The organism is Ruminococcus sp. AM43-6 (genome assembly GCF_003461785.1).
GTDB classification, from domain to species: domain Bacteria; phylum Bacillota; class Clostridia; order Oscillospirales; family Ruminococcaceae; genus Hominimerdicola; species Hominimerdicola aceti.
In genome coordinates this window covers 457-16,702 of sequence record NZ_QTXU01000020.1, presented here as the reverse complement: position 1 = coordinate 16,702, position 16,246 = coordinate 457, and the positions used below count along the sequence as shown (strand labels likewise).

Sequence of the window (16,246 nt, the reverse complement as noted above, 5' to 3'; positions counted from 1 at the left end):
TCATATTTTTTCTATTTTGTGGTTTACTTCTTTTCAAGCGGTGTAAATAATTTTTTGCTCTGTTTCAATTCTTATTTCAAGTAAACTTGTTAACTTCAAAATTATTCTAGATTTTAATGTACAGCCATATTAAAAAAAGCATACGTTGGCTAGTTCAAATCCCCTTATCATGAATTTCCAGCTTATAGTGTGATTTAAAATAAGCATCTAAGAAACCATTGGATTCTCATAGTCTTGCTGCTCACCCGACACAACCACGTAGAAAAAAACATCATAGCTAGATTCAACTAAATAAGCGAAACTCTTGTATAATCAAGGCTTTAAACTCAAAACAAAGTCAAGTACCCTTTTTATGTATTTCGCATACATTACTCAAAACAACTCCTGATAACCCGAATAATTCTCTCCTGCTGTTCCTCAGTCATCTTATTATCGCTAGGCAGGCAAGCGCCTCTGTCAAAGATATCAGCGCCTACATCTTCTGCACCACCTGCAATATAAGCATTTGTGCGGCATCTGATACTGCCGTTGCGTCCAACGCACTCGTGCATTCTGTACATAGGCTGCATATGCATCGGCTTCCATATAGGTCTGCCCTCTGCATTTATGCCTGCAATCGCTTCCAAAATTTCAGTAGGACAAGTCTTGCCGGCTTCTTTGATGTACAAAGCCTCGCTGTCATTTCTGACCTGCTTGCACATTGCGTCTTTATCTATGATAAGTGCAGACAGCCAATAATTCGGCTCTGTACCCTCAACGATAGGATTCATTTTAACAGGAAGACCTTTAAGACCCTCTTTGTATCTCTCATATATTGCTTTTTTCTGCGCAATATGCTCCTCAAGATATGGATACTGACCACGAACGACTCCTGCAATAACATTCGACATACGATAGTTGTACCCAACCTCTTCATGCTGATACCATGGAGCATTCTCACGAGCCTGCGTTGACCACTTACGAGCCTTGTTTGCATCCTCAAGGCTGTTCGTCAGCAAGCATCCGCCACTAGAACCTGTTATTATCTTATTGCCATTGTAGCTTACAGCGCTGTAATCACCAAAGCTTCCGCACTGTCTGCCGTCAATTGTAGCACCCATAGCTTCAGCAGCGTCCTCGATCAAAAGCGCACCATGCTTCTCGCATATCTTCTTGATCTCGTCCATTCTTCCAGGAAAGCCGTATAACTCAGCGCTTACTACCAGCTTGACTTCAGGATACATATCAAAAGCCTTTTCAAGCGCCACAGGATCCATGTTCCAAGTATCTCTGTCAGTGTCGATAAACACAGGGATACCGCCCTCGTAAACAACTGGGTTGAGAGTAGCGTCAAAGGTCATGTCACTGCAAAAAACTCTCCTGCCCTCAAGAGCGCCATGAGATATAGCAGGCTTGCCATAAAGTCTCTCGCCAGCAAGCTTACAGCACAAGTGAAGCGCAGCCGTGCAGCATGAAAGACCAACAGCATACTTGACTTCAGACTTCTCCGCCGCTATCTTCTCGACCTCATTTATATTCTTACCGACTGTAGACATCCAGTTGGTATTATAAGCCTCAGTAACATATTCAAGCTCCTCACCATGCATTGTAGGTGACGCAAGCCATACTTTTTGTTTAAAGGGTTCTATTTTTTCCATTATTTTTTCCCTCTTCCATATTTACTTCATATAAGTAACTATAATTGCACTTATTCACGTTAATAATTTTATCACAAAATTTTAATCTAGTCAAGTATTTACCCCATACTTATGTATATTTTTTCAAAAATCGTACATTTTCAGTGTAATATACAATGCTAACCATTTACAAAAAGCTCAGTTTGTGCAATTTTATACTAAGCTGAAAGCTATAATTTTCTTCATTTAAAATTGTTAAATCATGAAACGTTTTGAAAAATATTTTTACTACAAGATTTTTGATGCAGACAAAAGCTGACTTGATTTTTATCTGCATTTTACACGGCTTTTATTGATTATCAGGCAAAACCAGCATATAATCATAATAGTAATTATGGCGAAGTATGAGAAATATGATTGGAGCGGTGTTTATGTTAGTAAAAATTTTCTGTGCGGTTTTGGTAGTCCTTGGAGTGAGCGTTGCAATTGTTCTAGGCGGTCTGATAATTTTGGCTTCTTGTTTTAGTGGCAGAAAAAAGCCTGCTGGTGACAATACCGCTGATGACGAAGATCCTTTTATGTACACAAATTATATGCAGGGATTTTACCTATAACTTTTTCTACCCTGCCAAGCTTTTTAAATAGTATAATAAAGTGGAGAGTGCTTTGCCCATAAGCATTCTCCACTTTTGGTATACCATTTTTTATTCTATCACTCGACCTCCAAAAACTATTGACACAGCCCGAAACTTGTGCTATACTCTCAACAAAATCAAATGAAACTACACGCAGAAAGGACGTTTTATAATGACTGAAAAAGAAAAAATGCTTGCGGGCAAGATATATGACTCCTCCGACAAGGAGCTTGCAGAATTGAGGACAAAGGCTCACAAGCTTTCACAGCAGTACAGCAGTTTGTATGAAGATGATGAGAGAAGAAAAGCTATCCTTGACGAGCTTCTGCCCGACCATGGCGAGGGATTTTTTCTCCAAGGTCCTGTGTATTTTGACTATGGCGTTTTCACAAAGTTCGGCTCAGGCTGCTATGCTAACTTCAATCTGACAGTGCTTGACACCTGCCCTGTGACCATTGGCGACAACGTGTTTTTCGGTCCCAACTGCACCATTGCCACACCTGTTCACCCATTCAGATGGCAGGAGCGTAACATGAAGAAAAAGTCTGACGGCACTGTTTATGATGATGAATACGGCAAGCCTATCACAATACACTCCAACTGCTGGATAGCGAGCAATGTTGTCATCACAGGCGGAGTTACCATAGGCGAGGGCTGTGTTATCGGTGCAGGAAGCGTTGTCACCCGTGACATACCGCCAAATTCTCTTGCGGCAGGAAATCCATGCAGAGTTATCCGTGAGATAACGGAGGAGGATTCTATCAGGTACAAAGCAGAACTTTTCTAGGCACACAAAAATACCCCTGACCAGAAAATGATCAGGGGCATTTTTATCGTCTGTCATATCATTGAGTATAGACCCATTTTTTATCGGACCACGCTCCGTTATAAGTCTTTCCACCTTTGACAGTGTAGCTTCTTACACGGACGTAATATTTTTGATATCTTGCAAGCCCAGAAACTGTCTTTTTATCGGTGCGGTTGTTTGTTACCTTTATACTTTTTGCTCCCTTAAAGTCGGAACGCTGTGAGTATGATATTTCATATCCCGTGGCAGAACCTTTCTGTGCATAATCTATAAAGAAGCCTGCATATGTACCATAAAGCTTCTGTATCACCTGCTTTGCAGGATAGATAGCAAAGCTTTTGGTGATAACTCCGCCGTAAATGCCCTTGCCTGTGATAGTCACCTTTGCGGTGCCGACCTTGGTGTTTGCAGAATATTTCACAGTGTAGTCTGTGCCGTTTTTAAGGGTCTTTGAGCCGTATTTTACTGTGATCTTCTGCTTTATCGCCTTGCCGGTAAAGCTTTTTGAAGAAATACCGCTGACCTTTGCGTTTGCAAAATTAGTCTTTGCTGTCACAATGCTTTTAGCGTCTGACCAATTGCCGTAATAGGTCTTTCCGCCCTTGACAGTATAAGAGCGAACTCTTACATAATATGTCTTTGAAGCCCCTAATCCAAGTACCGTCATCTTATCCGTCTTGTTGGTGGTGGATCTGTATGTGGAAGCATTTGAAAAATCAGATTTTGTGCCATACTGGACCTCATAGCCTGTTGCAGATCCTTTCTGCACAAAATCCACAAAAAAGCCCTTGTATCTTGTTTCAAGCACCTGTATCTGCTGTTTTGCAGGATTTATAACAAAAGAAACGGTCTGCTTGCCCTTATAGTTTCCGTAAAATTCAACTGTTATCTTGCCCGTGCCAACGTTCACATTAGAGGAATACATCACCATATAATCAACATAACGTTCAAGGGTCTTATTGCCGTCCTTTATAAGCACATCAGGTGTTATCTCCTTGCCGGTGAACGACAGTGGTGTAGCATAATAAAGCTTGAACTTGGAAGCGTCCTTTGGCTGGATAGTAAAGCTTTTTGCAACAGAGCCTCTGTATTCGCCTTTTCCAACAAAGGTCATTTTTGCAGGTCCTGCGTTAAGATTGGTCTTATAATAAACAGTGTAATCCACGCCCTCTTTAAGCTCTTTGCCCTCATAAGTGAGCGTTACGTCAGGCTGTTCAATATTCTTTCCTGTGTATGTGAAGCTGTTCTTAAAGCCTGATATCTCGCAGTCTGCAATAAGCTTGCTGTCAGAATACTCCGCTGTGACAGTCATATCCTCTGTGACGTTTTTATAGTCCTTGTCCCAGCCTGTAAAACGCAGACCCTTTATAGCAGGGGCTTTCGGAGCTTTTGCAGACTTACCATATTCCACTGTCTGCTGACTTATCACCTTGCCGTCCTTATCCACAAACGTAACGTTATATGTATAAGGCTTCCATGCGGCATAAAGGGTCTTTGCACCGCCTGAATACGAGATACTTTCTATTCTTTCACCTGAAAGTGCAGCGTTATCATACCAGCCTGAAAAGTCTGCACCCTCTTTTGTCGGCTCGGAAAGCGTCACGCTTTCGCCCTCGCTGAGATATTCCGGATTGCCTGTGCTGTTCGTGCCGCCATTTAAAACATAGTCGACAGTGACAAATTTTGCTTCAACAAGCTTTGCCTTTACTGTGCTGTCAGCAGTATAAACTGTGTTCGCATCGACAGCAATGCCGTTCTTGTACCATTTAAGAGCATAACCGCTTTGCACTTTGACAGCAGGATATTTCACCTTGCCGTCCTTATCAGTGCAGGCATAATGCTTGCCGTCAGGGGCTTCAAATGTTATCTTGTGCGAAGCCTGCTCCCCAGGACGAGTTAGCCTTGCTTTGCCGCCTGCCATTGTCCACCTGCCGCTGTCTGTCTGCTTTCCGCCAATGGTATTCAGCGAATAAGCTGCAGAACTTGTAACGTTAGACAAAGCCGTTTTCTTTACCTTGCTGTCAGAAAAGTTGCCGTTATACCAGCAATCGGCAGATTGCTGTCCATAATAAAAAGCGTCATTATCGATGCTGCCCACCATAGCTTTAGCATTTGAACTGCTTGACTTTGCAAGGTCTGAAGCGCACTCTGTCAGGGTCAGACCACCTGCTTTGCCTACGATTCCGCCTGCCGAGCTTGTACCCTTGACAGTTCCGCTGAACGTACAGCGTTGGATAGATACCGCATCAAATTCACCAACGATCCCGCCTGCGTACTTACCGCTGACAGTTATTTTCTCAGCACTGAGATCTCTTATCTGCGCTCTGTCCTCAGCATAGCCGAACAGACCTGCATAAGAATTATTTTGGATAACAGCGTTTTTCAGAACGTGTCCGTTGCCGTCAAAATATCCGCAAAAAGGCTTTGAAGCCGTTCCTACTGCCGATATCTTTGCACCACCGAAGTCGATGTCTTTTTCAAGCACCACACGCTTCCCTGCAAAACTTTCACCGCCTGATACACGCTTTGCGAAGTTTTTCCAATCCGTCGCTGTCTTTATAACAAGGCTTTGTTCCTTTATCTCTTTTGCCTTTGCCTTTATAAGAAACTTGGCATTGGTGATATCGTTCTTTGAAGCGTTTTCGTCTGCAATAACTTTCTTGCCGTTGTTGACCTCACGCTCATAACCGCTCTGCTTTTCATAATTTGTCACAAGTGTTTCAAGCTCGCTTTTATCAGACTTATCTATATCATCGGTATAGGCAAATATTATAGGCTGACCAGTATAAGCGTCCTTGTCGGTAACGTCCGTCCAACTGTCGCCGTCATTGGAAATATACGCCTGACCAGGCTTCATGACCCCGTCTGAATAGCCATAAACGGTCACATAGCCTGAGCCGTCATCACCGCTGAATGTCATCACGACAGAATATCTTTCGCCCTCGTCAAGCTCAACATCAGGGATATCCACAGTATAAAGGCCGTCGCTCTGCACCTTTCCGCTGACCTCACATTCAAGTATCCCCACAGGAGTGCTGTCTGAAACAGAAGTGTAGACCTGCACGGTGTAGTCAGACTTTCCAGTGTAGCCAAGATACATAAAGCCCACTTTGTCAAGAAGCTCGTCTTTTTTTGCTGTAAAAACATCAGCACCGCTCATTTTATTTTCATTGCTAACATAAAATATAGAATTATCCTTATTAGCAGGATAATGGTAATTATTATCACAGCTTTCAGTGAGGTCGAATGCCACCCAATCGGTCATTTCTGCCTCTTCATAGGATATCCAGTAATAGCCGTCTGTGCCACTGGATACTCCCCAAGAGCCTTTCACAAGCCATGCCCCGTTTTTCTTTGGCTGATAGCCTGCAAGGAAATTTGACTTGCTGTAATTATCGTCCCAGCCCACTACGCTTACGGCATGATTTATTCCACTATATTTTGTAGTTTCCGGATTGTAATAGCTTTTGTTATCAAAGGTCATATACAGGTCGTCTGCATAATAGCTCACCATTACTCCGCCAAGCTCTTTTATCTTGTTTTTAATGGCGTTTTGTCCGCCTGTGATAGTGGAAGCGTAATTAAGCTGATATTCGCAAACTCCCTTTTTCTCCTCAGATACGATAGTGGCTTCCGTTCCGTCGGACACGAAAGGCTCATATTCATCATAGCACAGTCCTCTATGAGCCGCCATTGCAAGGGACGAATCCATCCACGTTCCGCCGCAATCCCATATTGACTCGTCAAATCCGCCGTTAGCATATGTAGAAAGGACAAGGCTCGGCACAGAAAACTGCACGTTTTGATTTTCAAGCCCCTTTTGAATAAGATTGCTCTCTGTGCAGGAAAGTGCCGCAAACGCCCAGCAAGTGCCTGTCTGGAACTGGTTTTTGATAGTCGTCAGCGTATTCTTAGATCTGGGGTCATATTTCGCAGGCAGCGAAGCCGTTGCCTTTTGTGCATAAGGTGAAACCCCGTCGTCCGTATCGGCCAAATCTTCATCAGCGATCTTCGATTTTTCCAGACCTTCCTTTTCATAGCCATAACCATTATCAGTAAAAATTATCCTGCCCATCTTGAATTTCGGGCTGTCATTATCTCCGCCATACTCCGCATCCGCAAAAGCTGCGCAAGGAAGCTGCACTGACAATATCGCCGCCGTCAAAATGGCGGCACATTTATAGATCACCTTCATAAAGATCTCCTTTCTGCTTTTCTGTTATTTAGTTGCATAAAGTTTCTTTTGGTTACTATTTTAATGATTACTTTTTTATCTTTTTCTCCCCACTGAGATAATATTTTTCTTAGTAAGCACAAGTAGCACAATGCCAAGCAAAAGTATCAGCGGCCAAGTGAGATACGGTCTTTTATCATTATCAATATCGGTCACGACCTTATCAGGCTCACCGTTTTTATCAGTGTTGTAATACACGTTCACTTTTTCGTTCTGACTCACATAATATGTGCCTGTGAAGATCTCTCTTGTGTACTCCTTGCCGCCAACATCAAAAGCGACAGTTATGTAATATGTTTCAGCTTTGTTGCTTGCCTTTTTGTTATGTCCCCAAGTTTTCAACTCATGGTCTATCCACTTCACATAGCCTGTGGTTTTCTCAGCACTTGACATGAAAACCCTGTTTGAAACATACTTGCTGAGATTATAGATAGTAGAGAAACCACCCATAAGAATAAAAACGATACTCAGAGCGATAAGCCCTGCATTTTGCTTTTTCATTTGATATACCCCCTGAACAGAAATGTTGTGTTAATATGAATTTATTATATCATATGAGAACATGGAAAGTCAATAAGCCTATCCCATCTGTCCATAAGTCTTATGGACATATTTATTAGTACGGTTTTGATCGTTGAGGTAAGCCGCTATTTTCTTTCTGCTGTAAGGACTTTTTTTATAAGATCACGTTGAAACTTTATTTTCTTCATTCTTTGAACAATCCTTGACTTTGTTACAAATCTGTGTTATACTAATCATAAACGAACGGTCGGTACGCATAAAAGGAGCGAAGCAACATGAAAACAACTGAGCAACAGCACAATGAGCGGAAACGTGAACTAATGGAAAAGTGCTTCGAGTGCTATGCGGAAAACGGGCTCACAGGCACAGGAATTAAAGCACTGGCCGATGCGTGCGGATGCACGAAAGCAAATTTGTATTCGTATTTTAAAAACCTTGATGAACTGATCATTGAGTCAACGGCATACTGTATGGAAAAGGTTGAGGACGACTTTATGGAGATGGCACCCACCGACCCCGAGGATGTTGTCCGTTTTGTGAAGGAGGTCCCGTATTGGACAGCAAAAAAGCACGGAAAAAAATATCGCCTGATGTATCAGATATATACGCACCCGAAGTATATCGAGCACGGCAAGAAATTCTTTGAGGGCGTGAACGAACGCTATACCGAGTACGCCAAGCGGCTGGAGCCAAAGATCGGCATTCCATATACGGTCATCACGCCGCTGATCTTTATATTCGTCCGTGCCTGCGTACATTATGCGATGTTTGAGGATGAATATTATCTGAAAACCCAGATGGAGGTCTTAAAACAGGGGGTCGCCCTGTTTGTGGATAAGTACAAAGCAAACCAAGCATAAGCCTATCGACCGCCGCTCATTTACGGCGTGGGCAGCGGTGCAAAACTCCGCCGTGATAAACAATTCCGAACGGAGGAAAAAAGATGAAAACAGGAAAAAAACTACTCACAGGTACACTTTTGGCGATTTGCGCCGCTCTATTGGTGCTTTGCAGCGTGCTTGCAATAGGATGGAGCAAGGCGACAAAAACAGGCGACGCACTGCCGGAGGTGCGAAACAACGGCACGGCGATTCAGTGGAAATACAGCGACGAAGCCGACTGGCACGACCTTGTGGCGCTTACCGAGCTGCGGGGCGCTGCCGGAGAAAACGGAAAGAACGGCACAGACGGTAAAGACGGCTCTAATGGTGCCGACGGTAAGAACGGAATAAACGGTACAAACGGAAAAGACGGCATTAACGGCGTTGACGGTAAAGACGGAGCCGATGGAAAAAACGGCAAGGATGGAATTGACGGTGACAACGGTAAAGACGGAGCCGACGGCAAAGACGGTATCAACGGCACTGACGGCATTAATGCCAAAAACATAGAAGTGCAGCGAGCTGAAACCCACATACAGTGGCGTTACGAAGGCGATGAGTGGCAGAACCTTGTGGCGATAGCCGACATCACAGGCCCCACCGGGCAGAAAGGCGCAGACGGAGCAAACGGAAAGACACCGGAGTTTCGTGTAAGCGAAAACACCCTGCAGTGGCGCTATGTCGGCGATAAAATATGGCTGAACCTGTACGATCTTTCGGTTTTGAAAGGTCTTGACGGCAAGGATGGTGCTGACGGCAAGGATGGTATAAACGGAAAGGACGGAGCCGACGGCAAGGATGGTATAAACGGAAAGGACGGAGCCGATGGAAAAGACGGAACAAACGGACAAAACGGCTCCGATGGCGCGGACGGCAACACCCCGTTTATCGGCGAGAACGGCAACTGGTGGATCGGAGAAACCGACACCGGGGTAAAAGCCGCAGGTGTTGACGGCGAAAAGGGAGACAAGGGTGAAAAAGGTGACAAGGGAGATGCAGGTCAGAACGGCAGCTGTTCGGGATATTTTTACGGAGAGGCAAACTCTCCGAGGACAGTACTGAATAACAGTCGTGTCAATATTTCTGTCTACGAAAAAATAAACAAGGGCGGCTTGATTTCATCCTACATAAATAATATTACACTTAAAAAAGGACATATTTACAATGTCTGCTTAAGCGGTTCTCTCGAAGTTGGTTCAAACGAATTCAACAACAGCGGCAATTACTCTATTCAGATGACAGACGGTTATGATGACGATCTGTGCAGGGAACTTACACGAATAAAAAGAGACGGGGCAAAAATACCGTATACCAATGATCAACATTCCTTTAATTTCAACAGAATGTATGATGCGTCAAATAAAGACATTACATTGCAGTTGTGGTTTGAAAATTCGGCATACAATACTTATCTCGGTGGTTTCAGAGGTACCATTACAATAACCGCTCTTGATTGAGCCGACATATACGAAAACAGAGGTAACGGAAAATAAAAAAACGAATACTCAGTATCATGCTCACCCTTTGTATGGTTCTTTGCCTTGTGTCGACAAGTGTATTTGCCGAGGATAATATGGCAGCGAGTGGGACGGCGGAAGTTTCCACAGCGGCGGAACTGGTTTCAGCAATCAGAGAAGCTTCATACGGAACAGTCAAACTGACGTCTGACATTACCATTTACACCACATTAGTGGTCAACCGCACCGTCACTCTTGATCTCAACGGTTATGTGCTGAAATACAGCAGCAGCAGTGCAGGGCATGTAATCACTGTGTCCAGTGGTATTTTGACAATTGAAAACAGTGACTATACAAAATCACACAATTTCCAAAAGAAGTATAATTTATATGTAAATGATTTTTTTTGAATTTTGCTCCGTTTAAAATCATACTAATTTTAGCTTTTAATTTTTTTCATTCCAAAAACCGCCCCATTTCGTTCTATAAATTACCTCTTATAATCAAATCATGCAGACATATAATATTATTGCAAACCCGAAAAACAAATGAAAAGGAGATACGAAAATGAAAGGTATCACAACTCAGGAAGGCAGAGAAACACTCAACAAGTTCAAGATGGAAGCAGCTAACGAAGTTGGTGTAAACCTCAAGCAGGGCTACAACGGCGATCTTACAGCTCGTGAGGTCGGCTCTGTAGGCGGTCAGATGGTCAAAGTAATTAGTCCTGAACAACAATGGATATTTACCCGAAACAGCGTAAGAAACACAGGTCATTGCATTGAGATTACATATGCCGTTAGACTGTCAGTATAGGAGCAGCACAACGATATATTTTCTTATTAAAACATCGCATTTGTAAAAACAAATGCGATGTTTTAATGTTTATTCGTTCAATATGTTAACCCAATCATCTGGAAATCCCATAAGTTTTTTATCAACGTGAGGGTACTTGTGAAAAAGTTTATCTAGTTTGTCCACAAACGCTGTCCAATGTTGATCATTAGTTATTAGATGTTTTATGCAAAGAAGAGTTGCAAATACACGGATACTGCTTATCCCCTTTTCTGTATATTGCTTATATAGCTTTGGCGTTTTAGCAAGATTAACATTATACAAACGTCCATAGTGTGCACAAATATTCCGCACAAAAGCAATGTGTTCGACCCAGCTTTCAAGATAAGTATATCCCACGCCATACAACGTTGCAACGGCTTTTTTGTCCTGAGGTTTCATATTTTTATAAAACTTTGAGAGCGTACCGAAACTGAACAGCTCCACCAAAGCGTAAAACGGAATTTTGCCGTCAGTATAATTATTTTTGAAATTCTTAACAAAAGGGGCTTTGCTATTTCTGGATATTTCCTTTTTTATCTCACAAAGAAAATCATAGTGATAGCCAGGATCATTAAAATTATCCGGATCTTCATATCCTAGTACACCATAAATATGTGAGAAATGATTAGCTACCCTACACCTGAGATTAACTTCGATTTGCTCTATCCAAGTAAATAAGAGTTGCCTGAAGTTGGCGTTAAACAGGTATAACTCAACGATTTGTTCAAAGGATATAGAACCATCAAAATTTTTATTTTTACCTTTTAGTCCAAGGCCATATGCTTTTATCAAGCGGAAATATGAAATATCATTAAGAATTCGACGTGCATATTCTTCATTGACAATTCTCAACCCAAGCATTTTCAAGTTCTCGATTTGTTGATCAACATTCATTGATGGTTGCTGTTCTTTAAGCTGCATAAAAAAGTCCCCTAATAATTAAACGACCCGACGTGGTACGCATTGCTAAGAGGCGTGTCGGGTTCTGTTAATACTATTATATGCGATTTTTTCTAAAAAGTCAATGGTAAATATATCTAGATAGATGTCATGAAAATGAAATTATGTTATTCTTAAGTGCTATCACTCTTTCTTATTTTTTATATTAAAGATAGAGTACAGGAATCGTTGCATTGTCGAAAATATTAAATAATTGTAAAATCATCACATCATAACTTGACTTGCATTTTAGACAAGTGTATAATATCGTTATAGACAAACGTCTAATACGGAGGTGTGTAATGATAAACCAAATAAAAAAACTTCCAGATGCGGAATTTGAGATAATGAAAACTATTTGGAGTATGAGCGAACCTGTCACAAGTTCTCAGATAGCAGAAAAAATGAGCGACCATAATTGGAAATTACCAACTCTCATATCATTTCTTAAACGCCTTATTGAAAAAGGATTTTTAAGAACGGAGAAAACAGGTAAGGAGCGTCAGTATTATTCGCTGGTATCCCAATCGGATTATCTTAAATTTGAAACAGAAAATTTCTTTGGCTCGGTCCATAACAACTCACTTTCAAGCCTTGTTACAAATCTATACGAAACTGATAAGCTAAGCAGTCAGGATATCGATGAGCTGATACGTTTTCTTGAAGAAGTAAAGGACAGAAATAATGATAAATAATTTATTTACATATTTTATACGGAGCAATGTACTAATAGTGTGCCTGTATCTTTGCTGTAAAATATTTTTAGCTGTAGGCAAAAAGCGTCAAAAATTATCATTCTACAAGGTATGTTCAGCGTTGTCATTGCTGATAATATTTCCCTTAGACCTGACCACTCTTATTCCTCACCAGGCTGTCACCGCTGACGTAGTTCAGAATATTTCCGTACAAAAATACATTTTTACAGAAACGCAGCATATTCCAGCTGTCAAGAAGATAATGCCTTTTCTTGTTGCGGTCTGGTGTATTGGTGTAGCTTTCAACAGCTTTGTTTGCATTTACAGGTACCTTGCCTTAAAGCGCTTTGTTGACCGCTGGGCAACAAAAAATGGTGTATACAAATGCGGCAATAAAAGCCTGAAAGTAAAAAAGTGCCCAGGCATTTCAAGCCCTATGCTTATGGGCGTGTTCGCCCCTGTAATAATTCTTCCTGACAATATCGCAGCTGATAATTATGATGTGGTATGTATGCACGAAAAATTTCACTATCTTAATCACGATATATTCATAAGGATAGTAATGCAGGTCGTTTGTATAATCAATTGGTTTGATCCGCTTGCATACAAGCTTTCACGCAGTATGAATTTGCTGTCTGAGATAGCTTGCGACGAAAAAGTTGTCAAGGAGATGAATGATACCGAGAAATATAACTACTGCGGTATGCTGATAAACAAATGTGAAAATGGTAAACAAGATACAGCATTTTCAGCGTGTTTGTATTCACAAAAAGAAAAGGTGAAAACTAGGATAAACGAGATAACTGCCAAGAAAAAGAAGTCATATGCAAATATTATAATACTTGTTGCTATAACTTTGAGCACGCTTATCCTCTGCTCTTTTGTTGACATTAATATTGATGACGAGCTAAGTTCGACCCACACCTTTAACAATGGTGAAATGGTAACAAAAGAGCCTGTTTTCGTGAATGAAGGTCAAAAAATAACTATAAAGATCGAACTTGACCTGTCCTCTGATTATTCAGACAAAGACGGAGAGTATATTGAACTAGGCTACTATCAGGACGGAACAGAACACAGAATTTTCTGTGACAAGACTGCAGGCAACGAGATAAATTTTACCGCTAATAAAGACGGCGACCACACTTTTTATTTAAAAAATTACTCTGCATATAAAATAACCCTTTCGGAGTTTGACGTCAATGTTCAGTAACAAACAAAACCTCCTCTCGTGTATTTTATGCGGATATATTCTTGGCTGTTTGTATACCATGCTTATCAGCGACGCCGATCCTATCTCAAAGTATTATGTATCGAACATTTCGCTGCTGCAATTAGTCATTCCCACCATCGCATTTTCAGCAACACTTTGCCTTATAACTGTTTTCAAAAGAGTTAATTTAAATTTGCTTTTGACAGGATTGATATTTGCTTATTCGTTGATATCAATATGGAAAATGACCAATACCACAGCATATTTCGGCTTTGCCTGCATTGCTGTTTTGGCTATAATAATATTTAGGTTTGCTGATATAAAGGAAACTGAAATATTAAAATGCCGAAAAACGGAGATAATTTCAGTTCTGTTGTTCACGGTGATATCAGTAACAATATTGATGATCGGCACCGTATGCAGACTAAAAAGCTATGAATCATCGTGCTTTGATATGGGAATTTTTCTGCAAATGTTTGAATATATGAGTAAAACGGGCAAGCAATACACCACGGTCGAACGAAATGTGCTTATGTCACATTTCAATGTGCATTTCTCACCCTGCTGGTATTTGCTGCTGCCAATATATATGATATTTAGAAACTCGGTTGTTTTAGTCATATTGCAAGTGCTTATCATTGCAAGCGGAGTATTGCCGCTGATAAAAATATGCAGGCTTTACAAGCTCGGCAGAACTGACACCGTTTTGTGCAGCATAATATATCTTTTCTACCCTGCATTTTGCAGTTCTCAGTTTTTTGATATCCACGAGAATATGTTTTTGCCTGCATTTATATTGTGGCTGTATTATTTTATGTGCAAGAAAAATCACATTGGCGAAGTTGCAGCGTGTCTGCTTATACTCTCAGTCAAAGAGGACGCAGGGGTATACATCATTTGCCTAGGTCTGTATTCCTTGTTTTCCAAAAAGAAAAAGACCAGCGGTTTACTTATCACTATAATCGGCATACTTGGCTTTATTGGCACAAATTTATACATAAACATTTTTGGCGAGGGTGTAAAAGTAAACCGATATGACATTTACTTGGCCGAAAACGACAGCGGACTTATTGCGGTGATCTTAAACGTCATAAAGAACCCGGCATATTTTGTGTCAAATCTGATAACAGTAGATAAACTGCTTTTCCTGCTGTTGATGACAGTGCCTTTTATTTTTGTTTGCTTTAAAATAAACAAAGCGTCAGATCTGTTTTTGCTCGTTCCGCTGATAATCGTTAACCTCAGCACAGACTACACATATCAATATAATGTAGATTACCAATACGTTTTCGGAAGCGGAGCAATGCTTTTCTGTGCTTTTGTTAAAGAGGTATCAACATTAAAGCAGAAACGAAAGGTATTACTTATATCTGCAATGTCAGCGGTCATACTTTTCTCGGTTACAGTTAGTGATAAAATACAGTTATACACCGAACGATATGAAAACACCGCACTTATAACGCAGACTAACGAATTTATCGACACCATAGACAAAACCGTCTGCATATATGCAGACACATATATAATACCGTCGCTTTACAAATTTGATAATGTATATCTTTTGGATAATGCTGATGTTTCAAAAGCTGAAATAATACTTCTTGACAACCGCAAAAATGATTATCAAGGAAAGCTTGAGAAATACAAAAAGACTTTTTCCATTTGTGAAGTTCACGGGATGGTTACTGTATTATTAAATTATTAAATTATTAAATTAAGAATATTATTAAGGCCTAATAATATATAATTTTTTTAGAAAGGAGGTTGTTTTGCAATGAAAAAAATTGTTTCCCTATTGCTTTCTCTGTGTATGATTTTTAGCTTTGCTACAATTTGTTACGCAGATGATGAAACAGTTATTCCACCTGTCAGCAATGAAATGATTATCAATCCATACTTAAGAAGTACTGCAACATTTGGTTCTTGTAAAATTGACCAAGGAGTCACAATGGGCTTTGCTTCTGGTGATAATGGATGGGCAATTGCCGCTAATACTACAGTTACACTTAAATTTTATATGAAAACTAAAGAATCTAATGTAAACTGTGGTTATTATCAGGGTTCAACATATGTTCAAAAATCACATACCGTTAAAGCGAATTCAAGCGGTGATGGGTATGTTTATACTTGCACAATGAAAATAACCAAAGGCGGAAATTACAAATTCTTCATTTCAAATATGACTGCCAAAACCATAACGGTTACAAAAACAACCGTTTCATTTTAAAGGTTGACCATTTAAAAGCTCAAATAAAATTTGAGTTGCAACTATGACACATAACATCAGTCGCAAGAAGCCCCAAAGGGTAACTTGCGACTGAACTTTTATTAAGGCAAAAGTTCTCTAAAAATTCACTTCTGTTAAATTAATAACGTTTTGACATAGGGGGTATCTCACAGTGCGACGGC

The 16,246-nt window shown here is 40.7% G+C and carries 13 protein-coding genes and 1 pseudogene; 10 read left to right on the top strand and 4 right to left on the bottom strand.

Annotated features, from left to right (window positions below):
* Positions 1-368: 368 nt before the first annotated feature.
* Positions 369-1,637, bottom strand: a complete 1,269-nt coding sequence (locus DW938_RS10580; protein ID WP_181984423.1) for a DegT/DnrJ/EryC1/StrS family aminotransferase — start codon at positions 1,635-1,637, stop codon at positions 369-371.
* Between the two features lie 410 nt (positions 1,638-2,047).
* Between DW938_RS10580 and DW938_RS10575 the strand changes: the two genes are divergently transcribed.
* Both DW938_RS10575 and DW938_RS10570 read left to right on the top strand, forming a co-directional pair.
* Positions 2,048-2,230: a hypothetical protein gene (locus tag DW938_RS10575; protein WP_118124768.1), complete on the top strand. Its 183-nt coding sequence runs from the start codon at positions 2,048-2,050 to the stop codon at positions 2,228-2,230.
* A gap of 193 nt (positions 2,231-2,423) precedes the next feature.
* Positions 2,424-3,038 (top strand): sugar O-acetyltransferase, encoded by a 615-nt coding sequence (locus DW938_RS10570; protein ID WP_118124765.1) that lies wholly within the window; start codon positions 2,424-2,426, stop codon positions 3,036-3,038.
* Between the two features lie 58 nt (positions 3,039-3,096).
* Here DW938_RS10570 and DW938_RS10565 read toward each other — a convergent pair whose 3' ends face one another.
* Both DW938_RS10565 and DW938_RS10560 read right to left on the bottom strand, forming a co-directional pair.
* On the bottom strand, positions 3,097-7,254 hold the full coding sequence (locus DW938_RS10565) for a C1 family peptidase (protein WP_118124763.1): 4,158 nt from the start codon (positions 7,252-7,254) through the stop codon (positions 3,097-3,099).
* 75 nt (positions 7,255-7,329) lie between these two features.
* Positions 7,330-7,794 (bottom strand): DUF3592 domain-containing protein, encoded by a 465-nt coding sequence (locus DW938_RS10560; RefSeq protein WP_022287567.1) that lies wholly within the window; start codon positions 7,792-7,794, stop codon positions 7,330-7,332.
* A gap of 296 nt (positions 7,795-8,090) precedes the next feature.
* Here DW938_RS10560 and DW938_RS10555 point away from each other — a divergent pair, with 296 nt between their 5' ends.
* The 4 genes and pseudogenes from DW938_RS10555 to DW938_RS15350 form a co-directional block, all read left to right on the top strand.
* Positions 8,091-8,675, top strand: a complete 585-nt coding sequence (locus DW938_RS10555) for a TetR/AcrR family transcriptional regulator (RefSeq protein ID WP_046440066.1) — start codon at positions 8,091-8,093, stop codon at positions 8,673-8,675.
* Positions 8,676-8,758: 83 nt separating this feature from the next.
* Positions 8,759-10,153, top strand: a complete 1,395-nt coding sequence (locus DW938_RS10550) for a hypothetical protein (RefSeq protein WP_118124761.1) — start codon at positions 8,759-8,761, stop codon at positions 10,151-10,153.
* A gap of 116 nt (positions 10,154-10,269) precedes the next feature.
* Positions 10,270-10,563: a pectate lyase-like adhesive domain-containing protein gene (locus tag DW938_RS10545; protein ID WP_147342372.1), complete on the top strand. Its 294-nt coding sequence runs from the start codon at positions 10,270-10,272 to the stop codon at positions 10,561-10,563.
* Positions 10,564-10,720: 157 nt separating this feature from the next.
* Positions 10,721-10,876, top strand: a pseudogene (locus DW938_RS15350) (alpha/beta-type small acid-soluble spore protein); the annotation flags it as partial.
* Positions 10,877-11,038: 162 nt separating this feature from the next.
* Here DW938_RS15350 and DW938_RS10535 read toward each other — a convergent pair.
* A complete protein-coding gene (locus tag DW938_RS10535) occupies positions 11,039-11,911 on the bottom strand; it encodes an Abi family protein (RefSeq protein ID WP_117905885.1) in 873 nt (290 codons plus the stop codon).
* A gap of 320 nt (positions 11,912-12,231) precedes the next feature.
* Between DW938_RS10535 and DW938_RS10530 the strand changes: the two genes are divergently transcribed.
* The 4 genes from DW938_RS10530 to DW938_RS10515 all read left to right on the top strand — a co-directional run bounded on the left by DW938_RS10530 (position 12,232) and on the right by DW938_RS10515 (position 16,064).
* Entirely contained in the window at positions 12,232-12,624 is a 393-nt protein-coding gene (locus tag DW938_RS10530) for a BlaI/MecI/CopY family transcriptional regulator (protein WP_242843668.1), read from the top strand.
* Positions 12,614-13,837 carry a M56 family metallopeptidase gene (locus DW938_RS10525; protein ID WP_038670868.1) on the top strand — a complete coding sequence of 408 codons (1,224 nt, stop codon included), beginning with the start codon at positions 12,614-12,616 and terminating at the stop codon, positions 13,835-13,837. Before DW938_RS10530 ends, DW938_RS10525 begins: the two co-directional genes overlap by 11 nt.
* On the top strand, positions 13,827-15,542 hold the full coding sequence (locus tag DW938_RS10520) for a DUF2079 domain-containing protein (RefSeq protein WP_118124757.1): 1,716 nt from the start codon (positions 13,827-13,829) through the stop codon (positions 15,540-15,542). The genes DW938_RS10525 and DW938_RS10520 overlap by 11 nt, the downstream gene beginning before the upstream one ends.
* A gap of 69 nt (positions 15,543-15,611) precedes the next feature.
* Complete coding sequence (locus DW938_RS10515; protein WP_118124755.1) at positions 15,612-16,064, top strand: hypothetical protein; 453 nt, start codon at positions 15,612-15,614, stop codon at positions 16,062-16,064.
* Positions 16,065-16,246 lie beyond the last annotated feature (182 nt).

Excerpts from the sequence above, each read along its gene's own strand:
- DW938_RS10580 (WP_181984423.1), bottom strand. The coding sequence starts at position 1,637 with ATGGAAAAAATAGAACCCTTTAAACAAAAAGTATGGCTTGCGTCACCT.
- DW938_RS10575 (WP_118124768.1), top strand. The coding sequence starts at position 2,048 with ATGTTAGTAAAAATTTTCTGTGCGGTTTTGGTAGTCCTTGGAGTGAGC.
- DW938_RS10570 (WP_118124765.1), top strand. The coding sequence starts at position 2,424 with ATGACTGAAAAAGAAAAAATGCTTGCGGGCAAGATATATGACTCCTCC.
- DW938_RS10565 (WP_118124763.1), bottom strand. The coding sequence starts at position 7,254 with ATGAAGGTGATCTATAAATGTGCCGCCATTTTGACGGCGGCGATATTG.
- DW938_RS10560 (WP_022287567.1), bottom strand. The coding sequence starts at position 7,794 with ATGAAAAAGCAAAATGCAGGGCTTATCGCTCTGAGTATCGTTTTTATT.
- DW938_RS10555 (WP_046440066.1), top strand. The coding sequence starts at position 8,091 with ATGAAAACAACTGAGCAACAGCACAATGAGCGGAAACGTGAACTAATG.
- DW938_RS10550 (WP_118124761.1), top strand. The coding sequence starts at position 8,759 with ATGAAAACAGGAAAAAAACTACTCACAGGTACACTTTTGGCGATTTGC.
- DW938_RS10545 (WP_147342372.1), top strand. The coding sequence starts at position 10,270 with ATGGCAGCGAGTGGGACGGCGGAAGTTTCCACAGCGGCGGAACTGGTT.
- DW938_RS10535 (WP_117905885.1), bottom strand. The coding sequence starts at position 11,911 with ATGCAGCTTAAAGAACAGCAACCATCAATGAATGTTGATCAACAAATC.
- DW938_RS10530 (WP_242843668.1), top strand. The coding sequence starts at position 12,232 with ATGATAAACCAAATAAAAAAACTTCCAGATGCGGAATTTGAGATAATG.
- DW938_RS10525 (WP_038670868.1), top strand. The coding sequence starts at position 12,614 with ATGATAAATAATTTATTTACATATTTTATACGGAGCAATGTACTAATA.
- DW938_RS10520 (WP_118124757.1), top strand. The coding sequence starts at position 13,827 with ATGTTCAGTAACAAACAAAACCTCCTCTCGTGTATTTTATGCGGATAT.
- DW938_RS10515 (WP_118124755.1), top strand. The coding sequence starts at position 15,612 with ATGAAAAAAATTGTTTCCCTATTGCTTTCTCTGTGTATGATTTTTAGC.